At 47.7% G+C, this 24189-nt stretch carries 26 protein-coding genes; 20 read left to right on the forward strand and 6 right to left on the reverse strand.

What is annotated here, in order from left to right:
* Positions 1–18 precede the first annotated feature (18 nt).
* Positions 19–504, forward strand: coding sequence for a hypothetical protein (locus ACDJ58_RS01980; RefSeq protein ID WP_413375057.1), 486 nt, complete (start codon positions 19–21; stop codon positions 502–504).
* A gap of 31 nt (positions 505–535) precedes the next feature.
* The gene (locus ACDJ58_RS01985) at positions 536–721 is read left to right on the forward strand and encodes a hypothetical protein (protein WP_175480690.1); all 186 of its coding nucleotides are present in this window, start codon (positions 536–538) and stop codon (positions 719–721) included.
* 80 nt (positions 722–801) lie between these two features.
* Here ACDJ58_RS01985 and ACDJ58_RS01990 read toward each other — a convergent pair whose 3' ends face one another.
* Complete coding sequence (locus tag ACDJ58_RS01990) at positions 802–1263, reverse strand: MarR family winged helix-turn-helix transcriptional regulator (protein ID WP_062326256.1); 462 nt, start codon at positions 1261–1263, stop codon at positions 802–804.
* Between the two features lie 506 nt (positions 1264–1769).
* Between ACDJ58_RS01990 and ACDJ58_RS01995 the strand changes: the two genes are divergently transcribed.
* From ACDJ58_RS01995 to ACDJ58_RS02010, 4 genes are all read left to right on the forward strand, one after another.
* Positions 1770–3101 (forward strand): MFS transporter, encoded by a 1332-nt coding sequence (locus tag ACDJ58_RS01995; protein ID WP_413375060.1) that lies wholly within the window; start codon positions 1770–1772, stop codon positions 3099–3101.
* Positions 3102–3316: 215 nt separating this feature from the next.
* Positions 3317–4108 carry a hypothetical protein gene (locus tag ACDJ58_RS02000; protein ID WP_413375062.1) on the forward strand — a complete coding sequence of 264 codons (792 nt, stop codon included), beginning with the start codon at positions 3317–3319 and terminating at the stop codon, positions 4106–4108.
* Positions 4109–4153: 45 nt separating this feature from the next.
* Positions 4154–4681, forward strand: a complete 528-nt coding sequence (locus ACDJ58_RS02005) for a hypothetical protein (RefSeq protein ID WP_413375064.1) — start codon at positions 4154–4156, stop codon at positions 4679–4681.
* A gap of 33 nt (positions 4682–4714) precedes the next feature.
* Entirely contained in the window at positions 4715–5758 is a 1044-nt protein-coding gene (locus tag ACDJ58_RS02010) for a hypothetical protein (RefSeq protein ID WP_413375066.1), read from the forward strand.
* Positions 5759–5832: 74 nt separating this feature from the next.
* On the opposite strand, the gene ACDJ58_RS02015 is transcribed toward ACDJ58_RS02010, so the two are convergent.
* Positions 5833–6225, reverse strand: coding sequence for a type II toxin-antitoxin system death-on-curing family toxin (locus tag ACDJ58_RS02015; protein WP_413375068.1), 393 nt, complete (start codon positions 6223–6225; stop codon positions 5833–5835).
* A 2-nt stretch (positions 6226–6227) separates the two neighbouring features.
* A complete protein-coding gene (locus ACDJ58_RS02020) occupies positions 6228–6521 on the reverse strand; it encodes an AbrB/MazE/SpoVT family DNA-binding domain-containing protein (RefSeq protein WP_413375070.1) in 294 nt (97 codons plus the stop codon).
* Between the two features lie 206 nt (positions 6522–6727).
* Here ACDJ58_RS02020 and ACDJ58_RS02025 point away from each other — a divergent pair, with 206 nt between their 5' ends.
* From ACDJ58_RS02025 to ACDJ58_RS02035, 3 genes are all read left to right on the forward strand, one after another.
* Positions 6728–7459, forward strand: a complete 732-nt coding sequence (locus ACDJ58_RS02025; RefSeq protein ID WP_413375072.1) for an ABC transporter ATP-binding protein — start codon at positions 6728–6730, stop codon at positions 7457–7459.
* Between the two features lie 19 nt (positions 7460–7478).
* Positions 7479–8729 carry an ABC transporter permease gene (locus ACDJ58_RS02030; protein ID WP_413375074.1) on the forward strand — a complete coding sequence of 417 codons (1251 nt, stop codon included), beginning with the start codon at positions 7479–7481 and terminating at the stop codon, positions 8727–8729.
* A gap of 114 nt (positions 8730–8843) precedes the next feature.
* Positions 8844–9227, forward strand: coding sequence for a hypothetical protein (locus ACDJ58_RS02035; RefSeq protein WP_413375076.1), 384 nt, complete (start codon positions 8844–8846; stop codon positions 9225–9227).
* 173 nt (positions 9228–9400) lie between these two features.
* Here the strand turns inward: ACDJ58_RS02035 and ACDJ58_RS02040 are convergent, their stop codons facing one another.
* Entirely contained in the window at positions 9401–10669 is a 1269-nt protein-coding gene (locus ACDJ58_RS02040; RefSeq protein ID WP_413375077.1) for an NAD(P)/FAD-dependent oxidoreductase, read from the reverse strand.
* Between the two features lie 196 nt (positions 10670–10865).
* Here ACDJ58_RS02040 and ACDJ58_RS02045 point away from each other — a divergent pair, with 196 nt between their 5' ends.
* The 3 genes from ACDJ58_RS02045 (at position 10866) to nadE (ending at position 14110) form a co-directional block, all read left to right on the forward strand.
* Complete coding sequence (locus tag ACDJ58_RS02045; protein WP_413375079.1) at positions 10866–12560, forward strand: two-component system sensor histidine kinase NtrB; 1695 nt, start codon at positions 10866–10868, stop codon at positions 12558–12560.
* A 168-nt stretch (positions 12561–12728) separates the two neighbouring features.
* On the forward strand, positions 12729–13163 hold the full coding sequence (locus ACDJ58_RS02050; protein ID WP_053779648.1) for a BrxA/BrxB family bacilliredoxin: 435 nt from the start codon (positions 12729–12731) through the stop codon (positions 13161–13163).
* 137 nt (positions 13164–13300) lie between these two features.
* Positions 13301–14110 carry an ammonia-dependent NAD(+) synthetase gene (nadE, locus tag ACDJ58_RS02055; protein ID WP_413375082.1) on the forward strand — a complete coding sequence of 270 codons (810 nt, stop codon included), beginning with the start codon at positions 13301–13303 and terminating at the stop codon, positions 14108–14110.
* 99 nt (positions 14111–14209) lie between these two features.
* Here nadE and ACDJ58_RS02060 read toward each other — a convergent pair whose 3' ends face one another.
* The gene (locus ACDJ58_RS02060; protein ID WP_413375084.1) at positions 14210–15025 is read right to left on the reverse strand and encodes an alpha/beta hydrolase family protein; all 816 of its coding nucleotides are present in this window, start codon (positions 15023–15025) and stop codon (positions 14210–14212) included.
* A 186-nt stretch (positions 15026–15211) separates the two neighbouring features.
* On the opposite strand from ACDJ58_RS02060, the gene acpS reads away from it, so the two are divergent.
* Positions 15212–15631 (forward strand): holo-ACP synthase, encoded by a 420-nt coding sequence (gene acpS, locus ACDJ58_RS02065; protein WP_413375086.1) that lies wholly within the window; start codon positions 15212–15214, stop codon positions 15629–15631.
* Positions 15632–15686: 55 nt separating this feature from the next.
* Positions 15687–17018, forward strand: a complete 1332-nt coding sequence (gene mutY / locus ACDJ58_RS02070) for an A/G-specific adenine glycosylase (RefSeq protein WP_413375088.1) — start codon at positions 15687–15689, stop codon at positions 17016–17018.
* A gap of 182 nt (positions 17019–17200) precedes the next feature.
* On the opposite strand, the gene ACDJ58_RS02075 is transcribed toward mutY, so the two are convergent.
* Positions 17201–17812 (reverse strand): superoxide dismutase, encoded by a 612-nt coding sequence (locus ACDJ58_RS02075; protein ID WP_413375090.1) that lies wholly within the window; start codon positions 17810–17812, stop codon positions 17201–17203.
* A 538-nt stretch (positions 17813–18350) separates the two neighbouring features.
* On the opposite strand from ACDJ58_RS02075, the gene ACDJ58_RS02080 reads away from it, so the two are divergent.
* The 6 genes from ACDJ58_RS02080 to folE all read left to right on the forward strand — a co-directional run bounded on the left by ACDJ58_RS02080 (position 18351) and on the right by folE (position 24077).
* The gene (locus tag ACDJ58_RS02080) at positions 18351–18776 is read left to right on the forward strand and encodes a GNAT family N-acetyltransferase (RefSeq protein WP_024632996.1); all 426 of its coding nucleotides are present in this window, start codon (positions 18351–18353) and stop codon (positions 18774–18776) included.
* Positions 18777–19196: 420 nt separating this feature from the next.
* A complete protein-coding gene (gene lepB, locus ACDJ58_RS02085; RefSeq protein WP_413375092.1) occupies positions 19197–19802 on the forward strand; it encodes a signal peptidase I in 606 nt (201 codons plus the stop codon).
* Between the two features lie 178 nt (positions 19803–19980).
* The gene (gene queG / locus ACDJ58_RS02090) at positions 19981–21870 is read left to right on the forward strand and encodes a tRNA epoxyqueuosine(34) reductase QueG (protein WP_413375094.1); all 1890 of its coding nucleotides are present in this window, start codon (positions 19981–19983) and stop codon (positions 21868–21870) included.
* Between the two features lie 15 nt (positions 21871–21885).
* Entirely contained in the window at positions 21886–22917 is a 1032-nt protein-coding gene (locus tag ACDJ58_RS02095) for an HD-GYP domain-containing protein (protein WP_413375096.1), read from the forward strand.
* Positions 22918–23140: 223 nt separating this feature from the next.
* Complete coding sequence (locus ACDJ58_RS02100; RefSeq protein ID WP_076290490.1) at positions 23141–23404, forward strand: YneF family protein; 264 nt, start codon at positions 23141–23143, stop codon at positions 23402–23404.
* 79 nt (positions 23405–23483) lie between these two features.
* On the forward strand, positions 23484–24077 hold the full coding sequence (gene folE, locus ACDJ58_RS02105; protein ID WP_063568443.1) for a GTP cyclohydrolase I FolE: 594 nt from the start codon (positions 23484–23486) through the stop codon (positions 24075–24077).
* The last annotated feature ends 112 nt before the right edge of the window (positions 24078–24189 follow it).

Below are 24189 nucleotides of genomic sequence, written 5' to 3' on the forward strand. Positions count from 1 at the left end.
AATGGGAGGTGAGTTAAGATGAGCAAGCAATCGTTGCAATCGTTCTGGTTAATACCCTTTCCAATGAAGCTGCTGGCAGCCAATCTGACCTGCATTTCGCTTACCCTGGTTGTCGGACTCATGAAATATGTTCCCTTGGCGGAACGAGCGGAACATACATATTACTATCCCTTCTGGTATACATTGATCATAAGCATCCTTATTAACTTGGCTCTTCTTCTGTTTCTGATCCTGCCTTTATCGTTAATTGCGGACAGTGTGCTTGCTTCCCTGAAAATGAAAGGACCTGTAACCAAGGTGATATGTACAATCTTAGCTTATTTTCTTCTTGGTGTAGGCAGTGCGCTGTTGTTCTCCATCTTTGTGTACAAAATGGATGCCTTTCAGTATGCTGGCCCTTATCAATACGTAGTAATAACATCTTTTGTTTTTTTGCTGTGGCAATCAGGTCTGGGATGGATTTTGAATAGAGTCCGTAAGCAGGAGCAGACCAACACAGGATAATATAGATATCTCATTTGGAGTAGGGGTGAGGATGATGTTTCCCAATAATCTGAATTCGTCCAAGGAAGATGAAGCCAAAAGCAAGTACGAAGAGACTCAGAGGGAGATTGAGGGTCACAGCCGTTCAGGTCTGTCCAGTTACATTGTCGATTTGCTGATTGCAGGTGGATTGGTTGTCGCTGCCCTCACGGTGTTGATGTGGATTCTGTACCTTTGATTAACAATACGAATAACCGGTACCGCCTATTTAGGCGAACCGGTTATTTTTAATTTGGATCAGGTGATATGGGGCTGGTCTTAGCCGTTTGCGGATAAACGATCCGCACCGAGTGCAAGCCTTTCCAACAGCTCAGAGAGCAATGTTTTATCATCTTCGCTCAGACCGCTGACAGCACGATCTATTTTGTGTGCGTAGCCTGGATAGATGTCATCCATCGTACGCTGGCCTTCCTCGGTCAATTCTACGAAAATGATGCGTCTATCCTGAGGACAGTGTTTTCGATGTAAAAGTCCCTTTTGCTCCAGCTTGTCAATGACATAAGTGACATTCCCGCTTTGCAGCAGAAGCTGTGCACCGACTTGTTGAATGGGCTGTGCTCCTTTCATATATAACACTTCGAGCACCCCGTAAGCGGTGGGGTTGAAGCCATGCACTTTGCTTCCGGATACAGCGTGTTCATTCACGCTCTTAAATGTCTGGGCCAAGGTGCGGTACAGATGAAGAGAACGTTCGGTTCCGATTTCCTGTAATTCCAGCATACTGATCCCGCCTTTTCAGATTTATTGGAGTTGATGAATTTACATTTGACGATTCAGAGGTTCGCCATATTTCTATTGTAAACATCTGTTTGCACGAAAAACATGCGATATGTCACAAGATTTGCATTTTTAGCAATTAAAATTTAATCATTTTTCGTCAATATAAATTGAACAAATGAATATTTACACTTGTCACTCCGCTGACAGAACAACCTTCCGATCGCTGTTATCCCCAGATTTTTTTTGGATTCCCTTTCTCAAAGGGGAAAATCCGGGGATAAAGGCGAACGCTCCGCTTCTTCAGGTTATTTCTGTCCTCTTCGTTCTTGTGTAAATGTTTAGTTCAATTTTTATAGTCAGCAATCATGAGAGATTTGAAAATAAGTAATGGGAAAATCATCCTGAAGGTAGCGCGTACTCTCCGTCTCTGGCAGGAGGTGGGAGCTCAGCCTGCTCTCTATAATAAATTCATATCATGAATGGGTTGAGGGCGGAGGAGAAGAGTGATGACAAGTGGATTAACGATGCAGGAACGAAGACCCCTGAAGCACAATCGATCTTTTATCACTTTGATGGCTGCACAGGCTATCTCCAATCTGGGAGACTGGCTGCACCTGCTGGCGATTCTTACGCTGGTGGGTATTCGCTGGAATGCCACGCCGTGGGAGATTACGTTCACCACGCTGTGTGCAGCATTGCCTGTCTTACTTACAGGTCCATTTGCAGGGGCGCTGGCGGACAGGGCCAATCGGAAGTGGCTGATGATCGGTGCAGACGGTGCGCGAATTGTGATCGTTGGAGGGCTCATTTTTGCCGATCAAATCTGGCATGTGTATGTATTGCTTATTCTCAAGTCTTTATTCGATGTGGTGTTCTCACCAGCCAAGAACGGCAAGCTTAAGGAAATTGTACCCCAGGAGCAATTGGGGCAGGCGGTGTCCATCAGCTCGGTGATTGAACAGATGTCCAAAATTATCGGCCCGGCTCTTGGCGGGCTGTTGGTTGCCGCTTTTGGGATCACCTGGTGTTTCGTGTTGGATTCCGCGTCCTTTCTGATCTCAGGCATTATTTTGCTATGGATTCCTGGAGCACGAGTGATCCAATCTGTGAATCAGAACGTAGAACAAGTAAGGGAAGAGACAGCAGGTGTTGCTCCAGCAGGTAAAAAAGCTACGTTTATGAAAGATACAATGGAAGGCATCCGCATGCTCGCATCTCTTCCTCATGTGGGTACCTCTTTAGTCCTGCTTGCCTCAGCCCTTCTGTTTCTGCAATTTGCGGATTCCCAGACGGTAGTCCTGTTCAGACAGCTTCCTGGTATTTCAAGTGATCTGCTTGGATGGTGTGTCGCGGCTAGCGGTGTTGGAACGTTAATTGCAGTGATGAGTGTTCAGAAGTGGAAGAAGGCGGGGCATGTAATCAAGATGGGTCTTGGAACATCATTGATGGGTCTTGTCATTGGTGGAGTAGGCATGATCGTAGGAGTATGGCCGCATGCTGGTCTTGGCGCTAATTTGCTGCTGATATCGTTATTTGCCTTGGCAGGTGTGGGGGTTGGGTTTGCCATTGTTCCGTTCCAAATTCTACTTCAGGAGCAAACGCCTGAATCCATGACGGGCCGTGTGTTTGGAACGGTTGGCAGCATCATGACGGCCAGTAACATCATGGGTCCGGTGGTAGGTGGATTTCTGGTGACCTCATTCGGAGTTATTCCGGCTTTTATCAGTTCAGGCATTTTGCTGACGCTGCTTGGCGTGACTTATGTAGTGATTCGCAGGCAAAAAAAGAAAGACATGGACGGGAGTCTTGCAGCAAACTCCATGATTACTGGTAAGTGAAACGAGTTTGCAAATACCTCGGTTACAGAGGTGGAAATGGGGAAATTCTTGGTAGAATTTCATTAAAATTTTAACTTTTTGAATAAAAAACGTTTGAGTAAACGCCTTCACGTTTAATGAGGAACAGGCAGAAATCCCTGTATTCTAATTAATCTTAGGGGAAAACTCATATGCCTTTTCCCACCAACGCAGTAGCGGAAAGGGGGTGAAGCAACTTGAATGTAAAGTTACCAAAATCGATTGTTCGTCTTGGAAGCATACCACTGGCTATACTCGCGTGGACGCTGATTATAGGATTGGGATCGTCGCATGTGTATGCAGATGATTCTCAGGCATCTTCAGCTAACAAGTCCAGTGGCTTATCGCTGAATTTGTTTTCAAGAGATTCGGATGGTGGGTTGAACCTGACTCCGTCGGTATCTGTATCCACACCATTACTGGATGTTGAAGTTCCGTCGATCAAAGCGGATAAATTGACAGGCAAGCTGAGTGTATCTGAACTGAAGGTAGATACGCCGCTTGGATCGGCAGGAACATCAGAGATCGACATTGATGCGAACAAGGGAACCGTTGAACTACCGTCTGTGAAGGCGGATACACCGGTATTAAAAGCGGATGTATCGAGCAGTGAGGTAAACCTGAACGAAGGGACAGCTTCTTTGCCTGGTGTTACCGCAGAGGTACCCGAGGTGATCAAGGCAGAGACGTCTGCTGTGAAAACAGATCTTCGGCAGGGCAAGGTTGAATTGCCTTCCGTGAAGGTGGATGTACCTGAAGTTACTTGGGTTAATGTCTCTTCATCCCGTGTGGATCTGACGAAAGGTAAGGTTCAGCTTCCTTCGGTAGAAGCGAATATTCCTGTAGTGGATGTATCCGCAGGTAATCCGGATAAGGGAACGGTAGAGATACCAAGTCTGAAGCCTGAAAAACCAACTGTTACGCCGGAACAGCGTTCGGTCGTTAATACATCGAACGTTGAAAAGCCTACAATCGGCAAAACGGAGTGAGTACATCAGGTTTCATCGCAGGGTGATGAAGATGGACAGACTGCTGTGCATGTTACGGGCAACGTGATTGACGTCACTTGGCAATCGGAAGTACGTCCACAACAGCCTGCTACTCCGCAGGCAGTGCCTGTAGAAGAATCTAACCTGGAGCAGGATTCTAGTTCAAATGCAGTATTGCCAGATGAGGAGCAATTCCTGGTGGATCAGTCTTTAGTTAAACCAGCTGTCATTGATCCAGTGCAGAATAACAAAGGTGTTAACTTAGAGGATGATTCCAATAAGGCGTCACCATTGCAGCCGCGTACAGAACGGTCAACGGATTGGTCTGTTACGGCAACTTCTCCTGGAGCAGCGAATGCTGCCGCAGGTGGGAGCTCCGGTTCCTCCGGTGTAACTGGTGGAGGATCAACCGCTCCACCCGCCGCACTTCCAGGAGCAACTTCCGGACTGGCTACACCAGATTACGGTTTTGCTTTCAGGATGGAACGTCTGGATGGTTTCAGTCAATGGTCACAAGCGCCGCCAGGGCGGCCGCCGCAATATATCTCTTTCTCTCAAACACAATGGCGTTAATTCAACCAAAATGGAGAAGGAGTGTATATTATCATGAAAAAAGTGAATCGTTGGGTAAAATTGTCGGTATTATCGGGTACGTTGGTCGCTGGATTGCTGGGAGCTTCGCAAGCAACTTACGCGGATAGCTATAGCAATAACAGCAGCGGAAATCTGGATTTGAATGCAGGTTTGCGACTGGAGCTGGGATCTCTTCTGTCAGGACACCGTGACGCAGGTTATGGCAACAATGGCAGCTACGGAGGTTCGTCCAGTGCATCTGGAGCATTAAATCTGGATCTCGGTTTGAATGCCGGCCTATCCACAGAGAGCATGAACCGTTACAATGATCGTTCTTCCGATCATACTGCTGAACGCAGCAGTTCTGGTAACCTGGGCCTTGGTCTCAATGCCAATGTGTCGGGAGAAAGTACAACGATGAGCGACTATTCACGAAGCGGCGAACAACGGAACGTGAACAGCACCTCTGAGAGCGAAAGCCGTGGAGCGCTGGATCTGGGTCTGAACGCGAAGGCAGAAGGCGAGAGTGCAACATGGGCTCAAACTGAACGCAATAATAGCGTAAATGACCGTGGTCGTAACGATAGCAGCAGCTACGCGAGTGAAAGCCGTGGAGCGCTGGATCTGGGTCTGAACGCGAAGGCAGAAGGCGAGAGTGCAACCGTGGCTCAATCTGAACGCAACAGCAGCGTGAAAGACCGTGAGCGTAATGACAGCAGCAGCTATGCGAGCGAAAGCCGTGGAGCGCTGGATCTGGGTCTGAACGCGAAGGCAGAAGGCGAGAGCGCAACACGGACTCAAACCGAAAGCAATAACAACGTCAATGACCGTGATCGTAACGATAGCAGCAGCTATGCGAGTGAAAGCCATGGAGCGCTGGATCTGGGTCTGAACGCGAAGGCAGAAGGAGAGAGCGCAACATGGGCTCAAACCGAACGCAACAATAGCGTAAACGACCGTGATCGTAACGAAAGCAGTAGCTCTGAGAGCGAAAGCCGTGGAGCATTGGATCTGGGTCTGAATGTAAATGCAGATGCAGAAAGCGAAACTTCAACTGTGGTGGAGTCAAATCGGTAATATGAGATTTTCACTGTAATATAAAGAAGCAGGGGTTCCGGAACCCCTGCTTTTTTCGTTTATTATAAAATTAGTTACCGCACGACTGAATGGTACTTTAATATATTTGCTATGCTTTCAAATGAGTGTTTGCCCTCTGCAATATTGACCATGAACTCTACTGCATATTGACGTTCCATTTGGAGATGGTAACCATTCAAAATCAAAAACGATTTGGTTACGAGATAAGCTGTCCGTTTGTTCCCATTATGAAAGCAGTGATTTTTAACTAAGGATTCTAATAAAGCACTAGCTTTATCGAATATAGAAGGATAGGCATCTTCTCCAAACAAAGTTTGTTGGGGTCTATTTACAGCAGAGTCCAACAAAGAATAGTTCTTCACTCCAGCTTGTGCTGTGTCATTCATTCTCTTCATCATAAAATAATGAGCGGCTACAACTTCTTCTACTGAAAGGAATATGATCATGATTAACGATCTCTTAAATCTTGGAGGATGCCCTCATCCTCTTCAAAAACATCAAAAAAAGCTTCAAGTACTTCAGGTCTTACATTTTCAGGTATTTTCAAATGTCTAACTTTTTTGAGTATGATCTCACCTTGACTGTTCTCAATAAATTCAATCTCATCACCTTGTGACACATCGAGCTTATCGATCAAAACCTTTGGCAAGCTAACGCCTAAGCTATTACCCATTTTACCTATCTTACGAGATAAAATTTTCTTCTTAAAATTGTCCTCTTTCATTTGGGCCCCACCATTCATAGTATGTTCCTCTTATAGTATGATCCAACTTAAGAAATGAATACGTAAGTAAGTATAAATGTTAGTACGTTATAACATTATAACATGAATTGCAAATGTAAAATCATTATACAAAAGCTCAAAATGATCAAACAATTCATCACGAACTCGATTACAATATCAATAAAGAACCGAACAAGCACCTGACAGGACAGGGAGTGAATGATATGGAAATCGAAAACAAAGATACAGCCGCACAGGAGTCCATATTGGACGTACATATTACGGAAGCAGGATATGAGGTGGGTCGATCCACGATAAGGAACATCCGATTACACGTGGCGCCGGGGGAGCTGGTGGGTATTATCGGACCGAATGGGGCTGGCAAAAGCACTACCATCAAAACATTACTTGGCCTGCTTGAACATGCGAAGTATGAAGTAACCATTGGGGGAGACGGACGCTATGCCTATATTCCGGAACAACCTGTGTTTTATGAATACATGACCCTGTGGGAACATCTCGATCTGGCAGCGGCTGCCTATGAGATGGAAGAAGAGGTCTTTGTCGCCAGGGCGGAGGAGATGTTGGTTCGTTTCGGCATGGACCACGTCCGCAATGATCTTCCGGCCAGTTTCTCCAAGGGGATGCGGCAGAAAATGATGCTGATGATCGGCTTCCTGTCCTCGCCGGATGTATATATTGTGGACGAGCCTTTCATCGGACTGGACCCTCGCGCAACCAAGGATTTTCTGAAATTGCTGGACGATGAGCGCCGCCGTGGTGCAGGTGTTCTTATGTCAACACATGTACTGGATACCGCTGAGCGAATCTGTAATCGTTTTATACTCATCCATTCCGGGCGATCTGCTGCCGAAGGAACACTTGACGAAATCCGTGCAGCCGCAGATTTGCCGGACGCCTCGTTGTTTGATTGTTTTGACACACTGACATCCTAACCGGGAAGGGGGGAGAAAGATGGAGACCTCTCGAGCATATACGCCACTTAGTTTATATAGACGCAGACGCAAGGAGCACTTCAATGAACAATTGAAAAACCTGAAACTGGTAGTAGACTGGACGGTATGGGTATACTTGCTTATTCCGGGTCTGTTGTATCTCAGCGGATGGTACGTGAGTTTATGGTCCAAACCGCTGCCCTCCTGGGCGACCGGATTAACATTGCCTACACTGACAGGGCTGATCGACATCATTATGCTTACAGGTGGAATTCTTATATTTGTAGAGGAAGCGGATGTGTTGTTCCTGAAATCAAGGTCGCTGTGGATGCGTACATTGATGAAACAAGGGATCTACCGGGCTTGTTTGCAGCATTTGGGTAAAATGATCGCAATTACAGCGTTGACTTCACCACTATGGTCCCGTGTGTACGACATGTCTTTTATCCATATCGCACTAATAGCGATTTGGTTTGGCGCAGTAGCTTCATTCCAGGTCATTGTACTCCATATGACGAAAGTGCGTTATACCGGATGGAGACGCTGGCTTCGCATGTTCCCCTTAGCAATTGCAATGGGCATCATCACGATTGGGTTAACATCCTGGATGCATGGGCACATCTGGACACTGCTTGCAGGCATTGGGGCCGCAATCCTTCTTCTGATTGTGGTTGGCCGAATGAGGCTGGAGATGAAGGGAACCTTTGAGGGCGATGTGCGTGAAGATTTACGAGAACGGCTAAAGTTTACCGCCCTTTTACTGAGTCGTTCTGTGACTAAGCCGAAAGCGCCGCGCACCCGGACGATCATATTCCGCAAGCAGCGTAAGTTGCTGCGTCATCGAACGATCTCTAATCGGACAGCCGAGACGGCATTCAAAGCATTTTTTCGTAACTCATCAACGATGAAATTGTACTTGCAGCTTGGCGGCCTTTCGATCGCTGCCGTTGCTTTGCCACCTTTCCCGGTCAATATAATCGTGTGTGGCTTGTTGGTCATCATGTTGAGCGTACTTTTCTATCGCTCCTGGGAGGTATTTGCAACCTCGGAGTATGTTCAGCTCGTATCCTACGATTCGGAGACGTTAAATCGTGCAGGTGTGACCATGGTACGGATGTTGTTCGTTCCGCTGGGGATTTTAATGGGATTTTCACTGGGAGCAGCCTGGCTAGGCTGGCTGGAAGGTATCGTTACGGCTGCGGCTGTCGTGGCTTTCGGACTGTTCGTCCTGTCTATAACAGGCTGGATTCGTTACATCCGATCGGCTTAGATGATATTCTTCCTTGTTCAGTAGCATATCAGATGAAGTAACTGACCATGCTATAGGAGACGGGTCTTACGATTTTGAAAGTAAGGGATCAGCTCTCGCAAGGAGGAAAAAATCATGTTGGATGATAGTGAACTTCAGGTACATTTTGCAGACAATGCAGCGTTGTTCGCGGCGCAGGCAACTTTGGAGGAACTTGGGTATAAGCCATACCAGTCAGGACCGCTTGAATTGTACATTCCTACAGATCGACAGGATACGCTATCTGCTGTGGAAATCGTACAGTCACACGGTGGAAGTGCGGTGTTTCTCTCCGAAACAGATGGATTGGATCAGTTTCAGAATATATCCATTCCGGCTCATCTCGTGAATGAAGATTGGAATGAAGGTTATGCGAGCGGAATCCAGGGGGGCAATCCCGAACAGGAGATGTCTAACCGGGATGAAGATCCGACATTCGATGACTCAGTCGATGGTTTCTCGGGCAGTGTGAAGGCGTAAATGCAACAGGGGCAACGATGCTGCTTGCCTTGTTGGTGACAGTGATTCTGGATTGCATACATCTCAAAAAAACCTCGATACCCCACAGATAGCGGGATCGAGGTTTTTTCATGCTCTTAATAAACTTACGTGATGTGGAACGTGAATTGGTCCATGAACATCTTATGTTCAAGTCATGAGCGAGCGTTTTTATACTCTGCAGCATGCATGCCAGCTGTGTACCCCGTAGAGAAGGCAGCGGTAATATTATAGCCTCCCGTGTAGCCGTGAATATCCAAAACTTCACCGCAAAAGAATAGTCCCGGCAGCAGCTTGGATTCCATAGTTTTTGGGTATATCTCCTTTAAGTGGATTCCCCCGCCAGTCACAAAGGCTTCTTTGAGAGAACGAGTTCCGTCTACGCGGAAGGTAAAATCCTTCATTAACCCCACTAATGTATTTAACATACCTTTGGGGAAATGGTGAAATGTGAGGTCTTCGCTGATCTCTGCACGCTTCATCATCAATGGAATCATGCGCTCAGGAACCCATGTTTTGAGTATGTTTTTGACGGCTTTTCGGGATTCTTGCTCCAGCACCTGCTGAACCTGGGCTTCAAGAGCACCGGCAGACAGGTCCGGGAACAGATCAATACTCATCGTGACCTGGGGGTTCCCAGATTTCATTTGCACCTTGCGAATGAACTGGCTGCAACGAAGTGCGATCGGTCCTGATACGCCAAAGTGGGTGAAGATCATATCTCCGCGATGGGAGATAATCGATTTGCCTTTGGCATCTAGAACAGATAACCCGACATCCCGCAAGGATAAGCCTTGCAGTTCTTTGGATTGAATCCAGCTCTCGCCAGACACAATCGGTACTTCCGTCGGATACAGCTCTGTAATCGTATGTCCAGCCGCTTCAGCCCAAGGATAGCCATCCCCGGTTGATCCGGTTTGAGGAACTGATTTGCCCCCGGTAGCTATAATAACAGAGCGTGCAAGCACCGTTGTGCCAGAAGCTAGCTTCACGCCCTGCACGTGTTGACCGTTCTGAATTAATTCCTTAACCGGCTGTTTGGTGCGAATCTCTACCCCAAGGGAAACAATTTTGCCTACCAACGCATCAACGACCGTTTTGGCTTTATCGGTTACGGGGAACATTCTCCCGTTATCCTCCTCTTTCAGGGCAATACCGAGATTTTCAAAAAAACGCATAATTCCCTGATTGTCCAGATTCTGAAATGAACTATATAAAAAGCGTCCATTGCCCGGAATATGCCGGATCAGTTCATCCGTCTCCTTGGCATTGGTCACATTGCAGCGACCGCCGCCAGAGATCCCGAGTTTGCGGCCGAGTTGATCTCCTTTATCCAGCAGAAGCACCGAGGCTCCATGCTCGGCAGCAGCAACACAGGCCATGAGGCCCGCAGATCCACCACCAATTACAATGACATCATACATGCGCTATTACCCTCTTTTTTCATTGATTTTGTCTGTTTTCCGTAAACGATGTCTACTCCTGCCAGTTTATGAAACAATACAAATGTATTAGCAGTTCTATTATGCTGTCTTAAGGGATATATTGTAATATACTGTCGCCTATGTTTTAATCAGAAATACATAAGGGAATGTGCAGGCAGAGGAGGGGGATGGCATTGTGGTTGCGTTGAAGGACATTCTTTTACAAATACTGCTCGCAGGAGCTGCGGTATTCCTGATTCCATTATTGCACTTGGGGCTCTCCAGGCAAGCGGTCGCCAAGGCAGGATATCATAGGCTGGTACAGCCCAGTTTTGCCGCGACCAGTGTGGTGAGCATGTTGCTATGTCTGCTTTTTGCCCATTATGGGAGCCCCGTGTCAGTTCCCATCTCCTTGGGCATTGTGCCCTTGACGCTCGTCATATTGTATTGCAGGCCTCGCATAGGCCTAATGCTGTCTCTTCTCCAAATACTCTTCTATTTTCTCTTTGCGCATCCCTATAATCTGTACGGATTTCTACTTCAAACGGGTATCCTTCTCTATCCTATTGTATGGTTGTCAGCCAAACGATTCAAGCATTATACACGTTCACGCAAAATGGGAACAGTTATCGCCTTAATAACGGCAGAGCTGGTTGTGTCCAGTGTACTGTATATTCCATCGATGGAAAGCCAGCCAACATTCTCAATAGTACAGTGGGTATTGCTAACGCTGGGATATACAATCGGTGCAGTTCTTGCCGGAAGTCTTAGTATGCTCTGGATTGAACAAATGCAACATCATCGGGGGCTTGAGCAACATTTGTCCGAAGTTCATCATAGATACATAGCCGAAACGGAAAAGCTTAACCAAATTCTGAATGCTGTTCCTTTATCCATAGCAACCGTAGATAAAGAGGGGACCGTGCAGTTCGTCAACGATACGATGGAGCAAACGGCGCGGGATCAATTGCCTTGCACTACAACACCGGATTTGATTGGGCAACCTGCGAGTCAGTTTGTCGAACAAGCCCAGGCAGACAAGATGGAGAGCAGTATACGTAAAGCCATTGTTCATGGAGAAGTGAGTGGACTTACGGTGCGTTACGGTTCAAACGTATTTCAATCCCGAACCGTTCCCATCTACGCGTACTCAGCAGAACTGCCAAGAGAAGCTATCGGAGCCATGTTGATCATTCAGGATATTACTGAGCTTGAAATGCTGCGAAGCGAGCTCGATAACGTGGATCGCCTTAGTCTTGTAGGGCAAATGGCCGCAAGTATTACCCATGAGGTCAGAAACCCGATGGCGGTTGTGCGTGGTTTTCTTCAATTAATGCAGGAAAAGAGTCCGGAGTCCCTGGATCACTATTACCGGATCGTTCTGGAGGAGCTTGATCGGGCGAACAGCATTATTAATGATTTTCTGTCATTGGCTCAGAATCGAATTGCCGAGAAGGAAGAATCCCAGCTGCATGATATCATCCATGAACTAAGTCCTTTGTTATGGGCTGATGCAAATCTGCGAGGTCAGAGTATTGAATTTATGCTTGCTCACAATGTGCCGAAGCTGCATCTGAATTCAAAGGAAATCAAACAAGTGGTACTTAATCTGGCTCGTAATGGGATGGAAGCCATGAATGAAAAAGGGGTACTTACACTTGAGACTCGGTTGGTGGATGACACCGTGGAGCTGTGTGTGCGAGATACAGGCCCGGGAATACCTAGAGTGAAGCAGGAGAAGCTGTTCGAACCTTTTTTTACGACCAAGGCCAAAGGAACCGGACTGGGATTATCCATGTGTCTAAGCATTGTCGAACGGCATAACGGAACTATTACCATCGAATCAGAGGAAGGGCAGGGTACAACTTTCAAGGTTGCATTTCAACGTTGAACTTCAAGCATGTTTTGCCAAGGAATGAGACATAATATTGAAGGAGAAGCCTTTCCGCAGGCGGTGTTTGAACCTTGCTTTCATTGATTAGGGATGTATAATAGGAATAGCACAAAAGCATTTAATTTTTTAAATAATAGAACTCACATATTTAAGGAGTGAAACCGAATGTCTATGTCATTTGATCAATACATGAAAGATATGGTTCAACCGATGCGGGATGATCTGACTCGTTTGGGAATTCAGGAGTTGCGTACTCCAGAAGAAGTTGAAGCAAGTTTGCCGGATGCCAAAGGTACTGCTCTGGTTGTTATTAACTCGGTCTGCGGATGTGCCGCAGGTCAATGCCGCCCAGGTGTATCCCAAGCACTTCAGCATGATATTACACCAGATCACCTGTATACGGTATTTGCTGGTCAGGACAAGGAAGCTACAGCTAAAGCTCGTGAATACTTTGCACCGTATCCTCCATCTTCACCTTCCATCGCTTTGATGAAAGACGGAGAACTCGTTCACTTTATTGAGCGTCATCAAGTGGAAGACCGTTCTGCGGAGGAAATTGCAGCTGAGCTCACAAGTGTGTTTGACCGTTACTGCCGTTAATTAGCTCAAGCAACGCCCCGCCTTTCGGATGACCGATGCCGGGGCGTTTCATTTTGAGCGAATAGGGTTATTGAACCATTCGGACCTTTCAAAATGGACATCAAATTTCATTAATTTAGAAACGGGGTGTGTGAACGATGAGTTTGCAACAACAGATCATCGCTGAATTGAAGGTTAAACCAAGCATTAATGAAGAAGAGGAAGTGCGCAAGCGCGTTGACTTTCTTAAAACCTATGTGAAAAATGCCAATTCCAAAGGGTTGCTAATCGCAATCAGTGGCGGGATTGACAGCGCTGTAGCTACGGCGCTTTGCAAAATAGCAACGGACGAGCTTACAGCAGAAGAGAATAAGGAATACAAAACGCTGGGTGTATTCCAGCCTTACGGTGAGCAATCGGACATTGACCATAGTTATGCTGTGGCAAAAGCCTATGACCTGAAGCATGTCGTGGAAACCAACATCGAAGATGCAGTTAACGAAATCGCACTCGAAGTGGAACAAGGTTTCAAATCCATGGGCAGCCCGCGTCATATGACTCATCAAGGCAAAGGGAACGTGAAAGCGAGAACCCGTATGGTGATGCAATATGCTCTGTCCTTTGAGGAAAACCTGTTGGTTGTCGGAACAGACCATGCTTCTGAAGCCATCACGGGCTTTTACACCAAGTGGGGTGACGGCGCCGTGGATATTACACCACTGAGCAGCCTGAACAAACGTCAAGTGCGTCAGCTGGCTGCATATTTGAACGTGCCACAGGCCATTTTGGACAAGGCTCCATCAGCAGGACTCTGGGAAGGCCAGACCGATGAAGATGAACTGGGCATTTCGTATGAAGCGAACAGTGACTATTTGGAAGGCAAACAGATTGATCCGGCTGCACAAGAGCGTCTTGAAGCATTCTACACACGTACCCATCACAAACGTAATGCCATTCCTGGCATCTAATATGGATCGCAAGCATGCCATGATATGATATGGACAATGAAAGCATCTGAACAGCAAAGAGTCACTGCATAAGGCAGCGACTCTTTTTGTTATGCAAGATTAGTTAATCCAAGTTGCGATCTGGCGAAGTGTTTCTGCGATCGCCTGCTCAAGCTGAGGCGTCGATTCCTTGAATGGATGCACAGTATTAAAGGTATGATTTCCTCCGGGAATCTGATGCCACGGGATATCCGGACGAGCCTGAACCAGTGCGGCCGAGCCGTCACGCAACCGTTTGCCATCCTCTGTTCCCTGAATAAGTGCTACGCGAAGAGGGGAAGAAGCCAAACGATCAATGATGGCGTAACGATCCTTATGCTTGTCCAGGTCTTCCAGAATGGAAACGTCCAGAGGCATCTGCTGGCCGGTTCGCCCGTTCGTGACATGGCTGCGGCCCTGTGTGCGCATTTCTTCTTTTTGCTCAGGGGTAAACAAATCCAGGTTGGTTACGCCGTTCCAGGAAAGTACGCCTGCAATCTGCTCGGGATGATCCAGCGCATACACAAGGCTTACGCCTGCACCGCGGCTATGTCCAAGTAGAAATAACGGCAGTCCGTTAAGTTCAGGCTGTGTGGACACATAGTCAAGCAGCGTTGCCAAGTCGGCAAGCTCCCGGCTGTACGTATTGACTGCAAACTTTTCAAGTTCAGAAAATTGTTCCAGATCTTCTCCAACTCCGTTGTGAGAGAAATTGAAGGTCAGGACGTGATGGTTCTCGCTTAGCTGCGATGCAGCGTAGGGGAACATGCCCCAGTCTTTGAAGCCTTTGTAACCGTGAGCCAGGACAATGATTCCTTGAGCGGGTTGCCGTGCAGTGAATATATTTCCGCGAATGACGGCATCTCCGCCAGCAGGCAGTTCAAATGCTGTGGACATATCTTATTCCTCCTAAAGTTTCATCTATTCCTGATTCATATTTTAACATAAATGGTAATGTGGACGAAGGTACTCGCATCCGTGTGCGCCTCCTGCTACAATAGAATACGTGTTCGGATAAGTTACGGATCAGATGACCGAATGGAGATCGTTTACAGCATAAAAGGTTAAGCGGGTGAAACGTTGATGATATATGGTATTGGAAACGACATACTGGAGATTGGACGCATGCGCAAGCTGTTATCAGGGTCGCACGCCGAAGCGTTTATGAAGCGAATTTTAACGCATGCAGAGCGGGAGATTGCGGATCATCGGGGAAAACGGATGGTAGAGTTTGTATCCGGCCGATTCGCAGCAAAGGAGGCAGTGTCCAAGGCGTTTGGCTGCGGCATTGGAAGCATGATGAGTTTTACCGACATTGAAGTGCTGCCTGATGCGAAAGGGCGCCCCGTTGCCACACTGTCTGATGAAGCATGGGAACGACTGCAACTGCCATACGGCAAACAGTATGATATTCATTTGAGCATTACACACCAGACGGAGCTGGCTGCGGCCTTTGCTATTGTAGAGCAGATGGGGAAGACGTTACCCGGATCTGAACAGTAACAATGTGGGAGAACGTGTGAAGAACGTAAGCATGGTAACAGGAGAGGACGGGAATATGGGTTTATTGGAACAGAAACGACATTTCAGCGTGAATTTGCTGGATTGGTATATGGTCAACAGACGGGATTTGCCGTGGCGTCGCCACAACAATCCTTATTTTACGTGGGTATCGGAGATTATGCTTCAACAGACTCGGGTGGATACGGTGATCCCGTATTTCAATCGTTTTATTGGGAATTTTCCGACTGTACAGGCTCTGGCTGAAGCACCGGAAGAAGAGGTTTTGAAAAATTGGGAGGGACTCGGATATTATTCGCGTGCCCGCAATCTTCAGGCAGCTGCCAGACAAGTCATGGAGCTGCACGGTGGGGAGATGCCGCAGGACAAGCAGGCAGTCTTTGCGTTAAAAGGGGTGGGCCCGTATACAGCCGGGGCCATTCTAAGCATTGCCTTCAACCAGCCGCAGCCAGCGGTGGATGGCAATGTGATGCGGGTCCTGTCCCGATACTTCCTCATTGATGAGGACATTATGAAGGGCAGCACCCGGGTGTTGATGGAGGAGCTCGCGGGAGAGCTCATTCCAGAAGGGCGTGCGCGTGATTTCAATCAGGCGCTGATGGAACTTGGCGCGCTGGTGTGCACGCCCAAAGCGCCGCACTGCCTGACTTGCCCGGTCATGGAGCAATGTTCCGGCCGTATCGCCGGACGGGAGCTCACGCTGCCGGTCAAGACCAAGGCGAAGCCGCCACGCCCTGAGCAGCGGCTGGTCGCCATTGTGGAGGGCCGCGGTGCTCATCGCGGCCGTGTGCTTGTGCGGCAGCGCCCAGCGACGGGCCTATTGGCCCGCATGTGGGAGCTGCCGCATGTGCTGGCGGCGCCCGCCGCAGCCGGCAAGGCGGCGGGGCCGCTGGCAGATGAGCCGGCCATGGCTTTACTGGCCGGCAGTCTGTGGGCGGAAGGCTTCGCTGCCCGCCCGGAAGGGCTGGCTACCCATGCGGAGCATGTGTTCAGCCACATTGTCTGGAGCCTGCAGGTGTACAAGTGCACCGAGCAGGACCAGAGTAACGAGCTTCCGCTGATCGCTGCGGAAGCCAGAGCCGCCTACGACGCACAGGCGGCTGCCAAGGAAGCCACTGCTCTAGCCCAAGCATCGGAGCCAGGCAACATCGATGCAGCCAACATCTCAGGCTCGCTTGATGAGCAGGGCGAGCCGTTGTCAGCATTTGCCGCAAGTAGCCCGGCGCATGATGTAATGAGTGGAAAAGGCGATGGCCTGACCTATCGCTGGATTGGTCCGGAAGATATGGACAAAATGGCATTCCCGAACATATTCCTGAAGCTGATCAGCAGTTATTTTGCGGGAGCATATGACGATGTTAATGAATAGTGAAACTATTCCATACTAACCGTCTTTGATGAGGATACTTGCTCTAAGGACTAAGTATTCTTAACTTAAAGATCGTAGCCGTAGAAGGATTACTCATAACGAAGTGCAGCAAGCAAAAGCACAAAAAAAAGCCTGATTCGGTCGCGTTGACCAAATCAGGCTTTTTTATTATGCCAGCAGTCTTATTTTGCAGAAGCGTAACGTTTGTTTACTTCGTCCCAGTTGATTACATTCCAGAAAGCACCGATGTAGTCAGGGCGTTTGTTTTGATATTTCAGGTAGTAAGCGTGCTCCCAAACATCCAGACCCAGAACCGGAGTCAGACCTTCGAAGAGAGGGCTGTCTTGGTTAGGTGTGCTAGTGATGGACAATTTGCCATCTTTACCAACTACGAGCCAAGCCCAACCTGAACCGAAACGAGTTGTAGCTGCCTTAGCGAAATCTTCTTTGAATTTGTCAAAGCCACCCAGTTCGCTATCGATTGCTGCTGCGATGTCGCCAGTAGGAGCGCCGCCGCCGTTAGGTCCGATGATTTCCCAGAACAGGCTGTGGTTAGCATGTCCGCCACCATTGTTGCGAACCGCTGTGCGGATACCTTCAGGTACGCTGTCAAGGTTAGCAATCAGATCTTCCAAGCTCTTACCTTGCAGTTCAGGAGCGCTTTCCAGAGCTGCGTTCAAGTTCGTTACGTAAGTATTGTGATGGCGATCGTGGTGGATTTCCATCGTTTGCGCATCAATATGTGGTTCCAGTGCGTCGTTAGCGTAAGGAAGTGCTGGTAATTGAAAAGTCATAGTGAAATACCTCCTGAGATTTTTGAATTTTTGTTAAGGTCAGCATTTTGCATAATTCAATTCGAATCGCTTCCGGGACAAGTTCTAGACGAATAGGTTCACTTCGATCTATATCTTGCTGAGTGAAAGTCGCTCACAGGATTTATGCAAATTGCCACAGGTACCTATGTAATAATACCCTTGTCACTAATATTAAACCGCATTCGGGCTAATTAAGCAACATTTTTGTTTATTAAGTCCCCCCAGACGTTAATCCATTCATGGGTCAGAGATAACAAACATATTTTACCCATTATGAAACTATTTATGTGATTTCAGGCGTTCAAATAGAGGGAAAGTTTAATATTCTGATGTAAACGGTTACAATTAAGCGCTTTCAAAAGAAAATGCGTGTTTTATGGAGTAAAGTATGGTTTAATTGACGAAGAAGCGGTATTTTCTCGTTTTTTGTCATTATATGAACATTGGGTTTTTGGTAAAAAGGGGAGCCCCTTTTTGTAAAACCTCATCTAAGCTAACGAAAAGGGAGATTTAAGACATGCACGTTCGTTCCTTTCAGTTGAGTGATGCAAGCCAGATGACAGAGCTTCTCCAGGTTGCACTATCGGAAGAGTGTTATGAGAACACGATGGGCCCGTTTGCCCGTCAATTGTCATGGGATTCTGACCTGATCATGGTTGCGGAAGAAGAGGGAGACCTCGTCGGCGCTTTGATCGGTACGATTGACCACAACCAGGGATGCATCTATCGTATTGCGGTCCATCCAGACTATCGTCGCCGCGGAGTCGGCAAAAAACTTGTCGAGGCCATGGAACAAAGGTTCCAGCAGCGTAAAGTCAGTCAAATATGGGTGGCGGGTGATGAGCACAACAAAGTAGCCATGCCTCTTTATGAAGCAATGGGTTATGGTGCCAATCAGATTATGAGCGCTTTCCAGAAACTTAGTATCTTGTCAAAAGCTTAGTTTGCATGGTTAAAAAGAAATATAACAGATTTTCATTTCATATTAGGCGTATCTTTCAGCGTGTAACCACGTGAGGGATATGCCTTTCTATTTATATGGGTGCTATTCACCGATTATTCCCCTTTTTTCGCCACTTCTGAACGCCATTCCATTTAACTTAATCCCTGGTTTAACTGTTTTAATCACAGTGTTATTCACCCTTCAAGTCGTGTTGGTGCTCATAACCAATTGTTTCACCTTTGCAAATGAAGTAGAATTAAAAGGATTATGATCACTCAATTTTGGTAATATCAGAACATATAAATGCGGAGCGCCAGCTTCCTGATATTTTTAAGAAAAACTTTCACTATATGCGATCTGTCTTCTTTGAAAGTATGTCGATCGACTTTTTATCACAAAATTGATAAACGAGGTGTCTCTTTGAACTCCAACAATCTTTCAACGGAGCATGTGGCTTCCAAGGAACGAAATGGTCCGGGAGTGCCTGATCAACCGGGGAAATCCTGGGGTGCAGAGCTTTGGGACTGGGTGAAAACCATAGTGATTGCTTTTGTAATCATGATGCTGTTGAACCTGTTTGTATTCAATCTTTCGATGGTCAAAGGTCAATCGATGCAGCCCACGCTGGTTGAGCGGGACCGTTTGTTTGTGAATAAAATTGTATATGATTTTGGGACGCCGTCCCGATCGGATGTCATTGTGCTTCGTGATCCAAGCGAAGGTGTGGAGAAAAAAGATTTTCTGGTCAAACGGATTGTCGGACTTCCCGGAGACACGGTTGAAGTACGGAATCATCATTTATTCGTGAATGGGGAGCAGCAAGCCGAAACGTACACGGATACGGAGGTTCAGGACCCTGATTTTGGACCAATTACGCTGAAAGCGGATCATTACTTTGTAATGGGAGATAACCGTCATGAAGGCAAGAGCAAGGATAGCCGTGTGTTTGGCAGCATTATATCCAGTGAAATTGTAGGCAGGGCGGAGTTTATTTTTTGGCCGTTCTCGGAAATTAAAAAACTGTAAAATGTTAGCAGGACAAGGACAACAACTTCACGCTGCATTTTGCGTTAAACGATATAGACTCGGTTTCTTTCTAGCTCCGGTATGTCCGACTTGTATATCGAAATCAGCGCCTGTCCTCCCACCTGAGGCGGGCGTTCACTATTTACGGAATTAGCGTGGAAGAAGAGAGGGAATAGATATGACGAGTGTACAGACCGGAGCAGCAAAGGCAGCAGCTGTATGGGAGAAGTTAAAACAAGAGATTAAGGCAGCTGCTCCCGAGATGGGTATTGATGATATAGGGTTTGCTTCGGCAGAACCATTCGTGACATTGAAATCCATTCTGGAGCAACATCGGGCGAAAGGGTTCGAGTCCGGATTTGAGGAGCCTGATATTGAGAAAAGGGTGCGTCCCGAATTGAAAGATGGAGAGCCTGCTTCACTCATTGCCATTGCCGTGGCTTATCCATCGAAGATGGTCAATCCGCCGAAGTCAGAGCCGGGTGCATACCGCGGTATTCTGGCTCGTTCCGCCTGGGGGCAGGATTATCACCAAGTCCTGCGTGCAGCAATGGACAAGCTGGTTCATTTTATACGTGAACGCGTACCTGAAGCCATGATCGAAAGTATGGTAGATACGGGGGCATTGGTGGACCGTGCTGTTTCCCAGCGAGCGGGGATTGGATTCAGTGCCAAGAACTGTGCCATTATATCGCCCAAATTCGGTTCATGGATCTTTCTTGGCGAACTGGTCACGAATATTCCGTTTCAGCCAGATAACCCAGTGACCGAGGATTGTGGTGAATGTACGAAGTGTATTGATGCCTGTCCAACAGGAGCATTGGTGGGGCCGGGACAACTGAATGCACAGCGCTGCATTTCGTTTGTGACCCAGACGAAAGGCTTCGTGGATGAAGAGTTTATGCTGAAAATTGGCAACCGTCTGTACGGTTGTGATACCTGCCAGATTGTCTGTCCGAAGAATCGGGGTAAAAACTGGGACCACCATCCCGAGTTTCATCCCGATCCGGAGATTGTAAAACCTTTGCTGATACCGCTGCTTGACATCGGTAACCGTGAATTCAAAGAGCGCTTCGGCCAAAGTTCCGCCGCTTGGCGGGGCAAGAAGCCAATCCAGCGTAACGCCGTGATTGCCTTGGGCAATTTCAAAGACAAAACCGCTGTACCGAAACTAACGGAGGTACTGAAGCGTGATCCGCGTCCCGAGCTGCGGGGAACTGCAGCTTGGGCGCTGAGCAGAATTGGAGGAGAAGACGCAATGAGAGCCATTGGGGAAGCTGCCGCTAACGAACAAGATGGGAACGTGCTAAGCATGCTGCAGAAGGCCAAGGAACGACTGAGTTCGTCCAAGACCTTACCCGATAAGCCTCAGGCAGAGCAAACGAGCAACAATAAGCCTGAGGATCAGAAGGAACAGAATAATCCGATTAACCAATTGGATGTGCAACAGCCGAATCAGAAAACAGAAGAGGCATCCGAACAGGAAAGCGGGCAAACTACGGAGCCTGCCAAACCGGAAGCTGCGGCTTGGCGACCTTCGGCCGTAACAGGCTTGCATGGTACGCCGGTATATTACGATGAAGTGCTGACACCGATTGGTACGCTTACGCTCTGTGCTACGGATAAGGGCCTGTGTCATATTGATTTCGGGGCGTTTCATGTGCGCGAAGCGCATCTGCAACAATGGGCCCGTACCTGGATTGGCGAATATCGATATGAGAAAAATGAAGAGAAGCTTAGCGAAGCTGCGAAGCAGGTACACCAGTATTTTGCAGGAGAACGAAAAGCGTTTGATCTGAAGCTCGATTTGTTTGGAACACCATTCCAGCTACAAGTATGGCAAGTCCTGTCCGATATATCTTATGGAGAGGCCTCAACACACCAACAGGTTGCGGAAATCATCGGCAGGCCCAAAGCTGTTCGAGCAGTTCTGGATGCTATTAGTAAAAATCCGATTCCGATTATTATTCCCTGTCACCGCATCAGCGGTAAAGATGGAACCCTGGTGGGTTATGTAGGCGGTCTGCAAACCAAAGAGCAATTGCTCACATTGGAGCAGCAATCGTAAGAGCGGGGGACGTTCATGAAGTATGTTAACGTGGAGAGTGTGGAAGCGGGAGAGTTTCTGGGCAAAACCATATATTCCGGTAACGGTACGGTAATGCTGTCTGCCGGAGTCCAACTCACCGTATTTATGGTTAATACGCTGAAGCGTATTGGCGTGACCATGCTATACATCCAGGATGAAGCTTATAAAGATGTGGATACAGAAGACATTCTGGATGAAGCCACGAAAAAGGCAGTTATTAATGAAATGAGTGTAACGCTTGAATCTATCCGTTCCGGGAAGGATTGGAGCCCAAAAAAGGTCGCCATCAGCATAGACAAACTCCTGAACGATGTTCTGAACGGGCGTGAACTGCTTGTCCAGCTCACAGATATTCGGACCAAAGATAACGCACAGTATGTTCACGCCATGAATGTATGTTTGCTGTCTTCTGTCATTGGTCTGAATCTGGGGCTTAACTATGTGCAGCTCAAGGATCTGGCTGTCGGAGCCCTATTGCATGACATCGGCAAAGTAGGGGAGCCACCAGGCAGCGGTTCCGCAGCGAATTCTTCCCTGCATCACACGTGGAGAGGGTTCGAGTTGATCAAGTCCAAACGGGAGTTCAATCTGCTTGTGGCACATACAGCTCTGCAGCATCATGAGCATGTGGATGGCACGGGACTGCCGAGAGGTGTCAAGGGAAAAGACATTCATCTGTTCGCTAGAATCGTCAGTGCAGCTAACACGTATGATAATCTGATCAATGGCCTATCGGGTAGAAGTATGCTGCCACATGAAGCTTGTGAAGAGATGATGGCGATGTCTGGCACGAAGCTGGATTGTGACATTCTGATAGAATTCAACCGGAGTGTGTCCGTTTATCCGAATGGAACAGCAGTTCGATTGTCTACCAAAGAGACCGGTGTCATTGTACGTCAGCACCGGGGTTTGCCCGGCAGGCCGGTCATTCGGGTTGCGCGTGGCAGTACACGTTATGATCTGGATGTGATTGAAGTGGATCTGGCTCAGCATACAACCGTTTTCATAGAGGCGGTACTGATGTAACTTATTCGGATGTTACTGAGAGATTTGCTGAATGTTTTCTATCTGTTTTCTGGATGTTAAATTCAGCAGTTAGCTGGAAAATCCGTTTGCTCAAGGCGTGCGGAAATGCTATGATAACTTTCAGGAAATCCGGTGCGTGTCATGTTTGCATCTTGAGCGTATAACATCATGTGTTGACACGGATCATCAGGCTTTTTAGATTGCATACAGAGGTGTCTAAGAGATGGAAATAGCAATACCGATTATTACATTGATTGTTGGTCTGGTCGGAGGATTTTTCATTGGGGTATACTACTTGCGGAAACAGCTTGAGAAAATGCAAAGTGATCCCGACATGCTCCAGAAGATGGCGAAGCAAATGGGTTATAACCTGAATGGCAAGCAGATGCAGCGCGCCCAGCAGATGATGAAGAACCAGCAGCCTGGTGCGAAGATGCCTCAGCCGCAACAACATCCTGCGCGTAAAAACTCGGGCCGCCGAAAATAATAGCTGTGAGCGAGCATTTTGCATAATGCTGAAGTGAATAGCTGCTTGCAGCATGTGGTTCGAAAGGAGGCGTTCGGCAGTGGCTGGCGTTAAAGATTATTTGAATTCAAAAGTATCCGACAATCGGGAGAAGATCGAGTATCACATTGAGCAGATCTTGCAATTGATCGGTGAGGATAGTACGCGGGAAGGGCTGCTAGAAACGCCTGCACGCGTAACCCGGATGTATGAAGAGATTTTTGGTGGGTATGAAGTGGACCCGCGCGATGTACTTGGTGTTACGTTTGACGAGAATCATGAAGAATTGGTCATTGTGAAGGACATTGTCTATTACAGCCAATGTGAACACCATATGGCGCCTTTCTTCGGCAAGGTGCACATTGGATATGTACCTAGTGGCAAAATTGTGGGATTGAGCAAAATGGCCCGTCTGGTGGAGGCAGTTACCCGCCGCCTGCAGGTTCAAGAGCGAATTACCTCTCAGATTGCCGATATTCTGACTGAAGCGGTAGAGCCGAACGGTGTCATGGTTGTCGTGGAAGGTGAGCACTTGTGCATGTGTTCCCGCGGCGTGAAGAAGCCGGGCAGTAAGACGGTAACGTCTGCCGTACGTGGTTCTTTCCGTGACAATCCGGCACAGCGTGCCGAGTTCCTGTCGCTGATGAAAGATTAAGTTCGGCTCATTCCACTCATTGGACAGGCCAGAAGCATTGAATCCTTTGGCACCATCATGTTGTTTCCAGTCGGCAATTTGCTGGATCTGAAATGGCAGGATACATGCTTGT

This window comes from Paenibacillus taichungensis, from assembly GCF_047302525.1.
GTDB lineage: Bacteria > Bacillota > Bacilli > Paenibacillales > Paenibacillaceae > Paenibacillus > Paenibacillus taichungensis_B.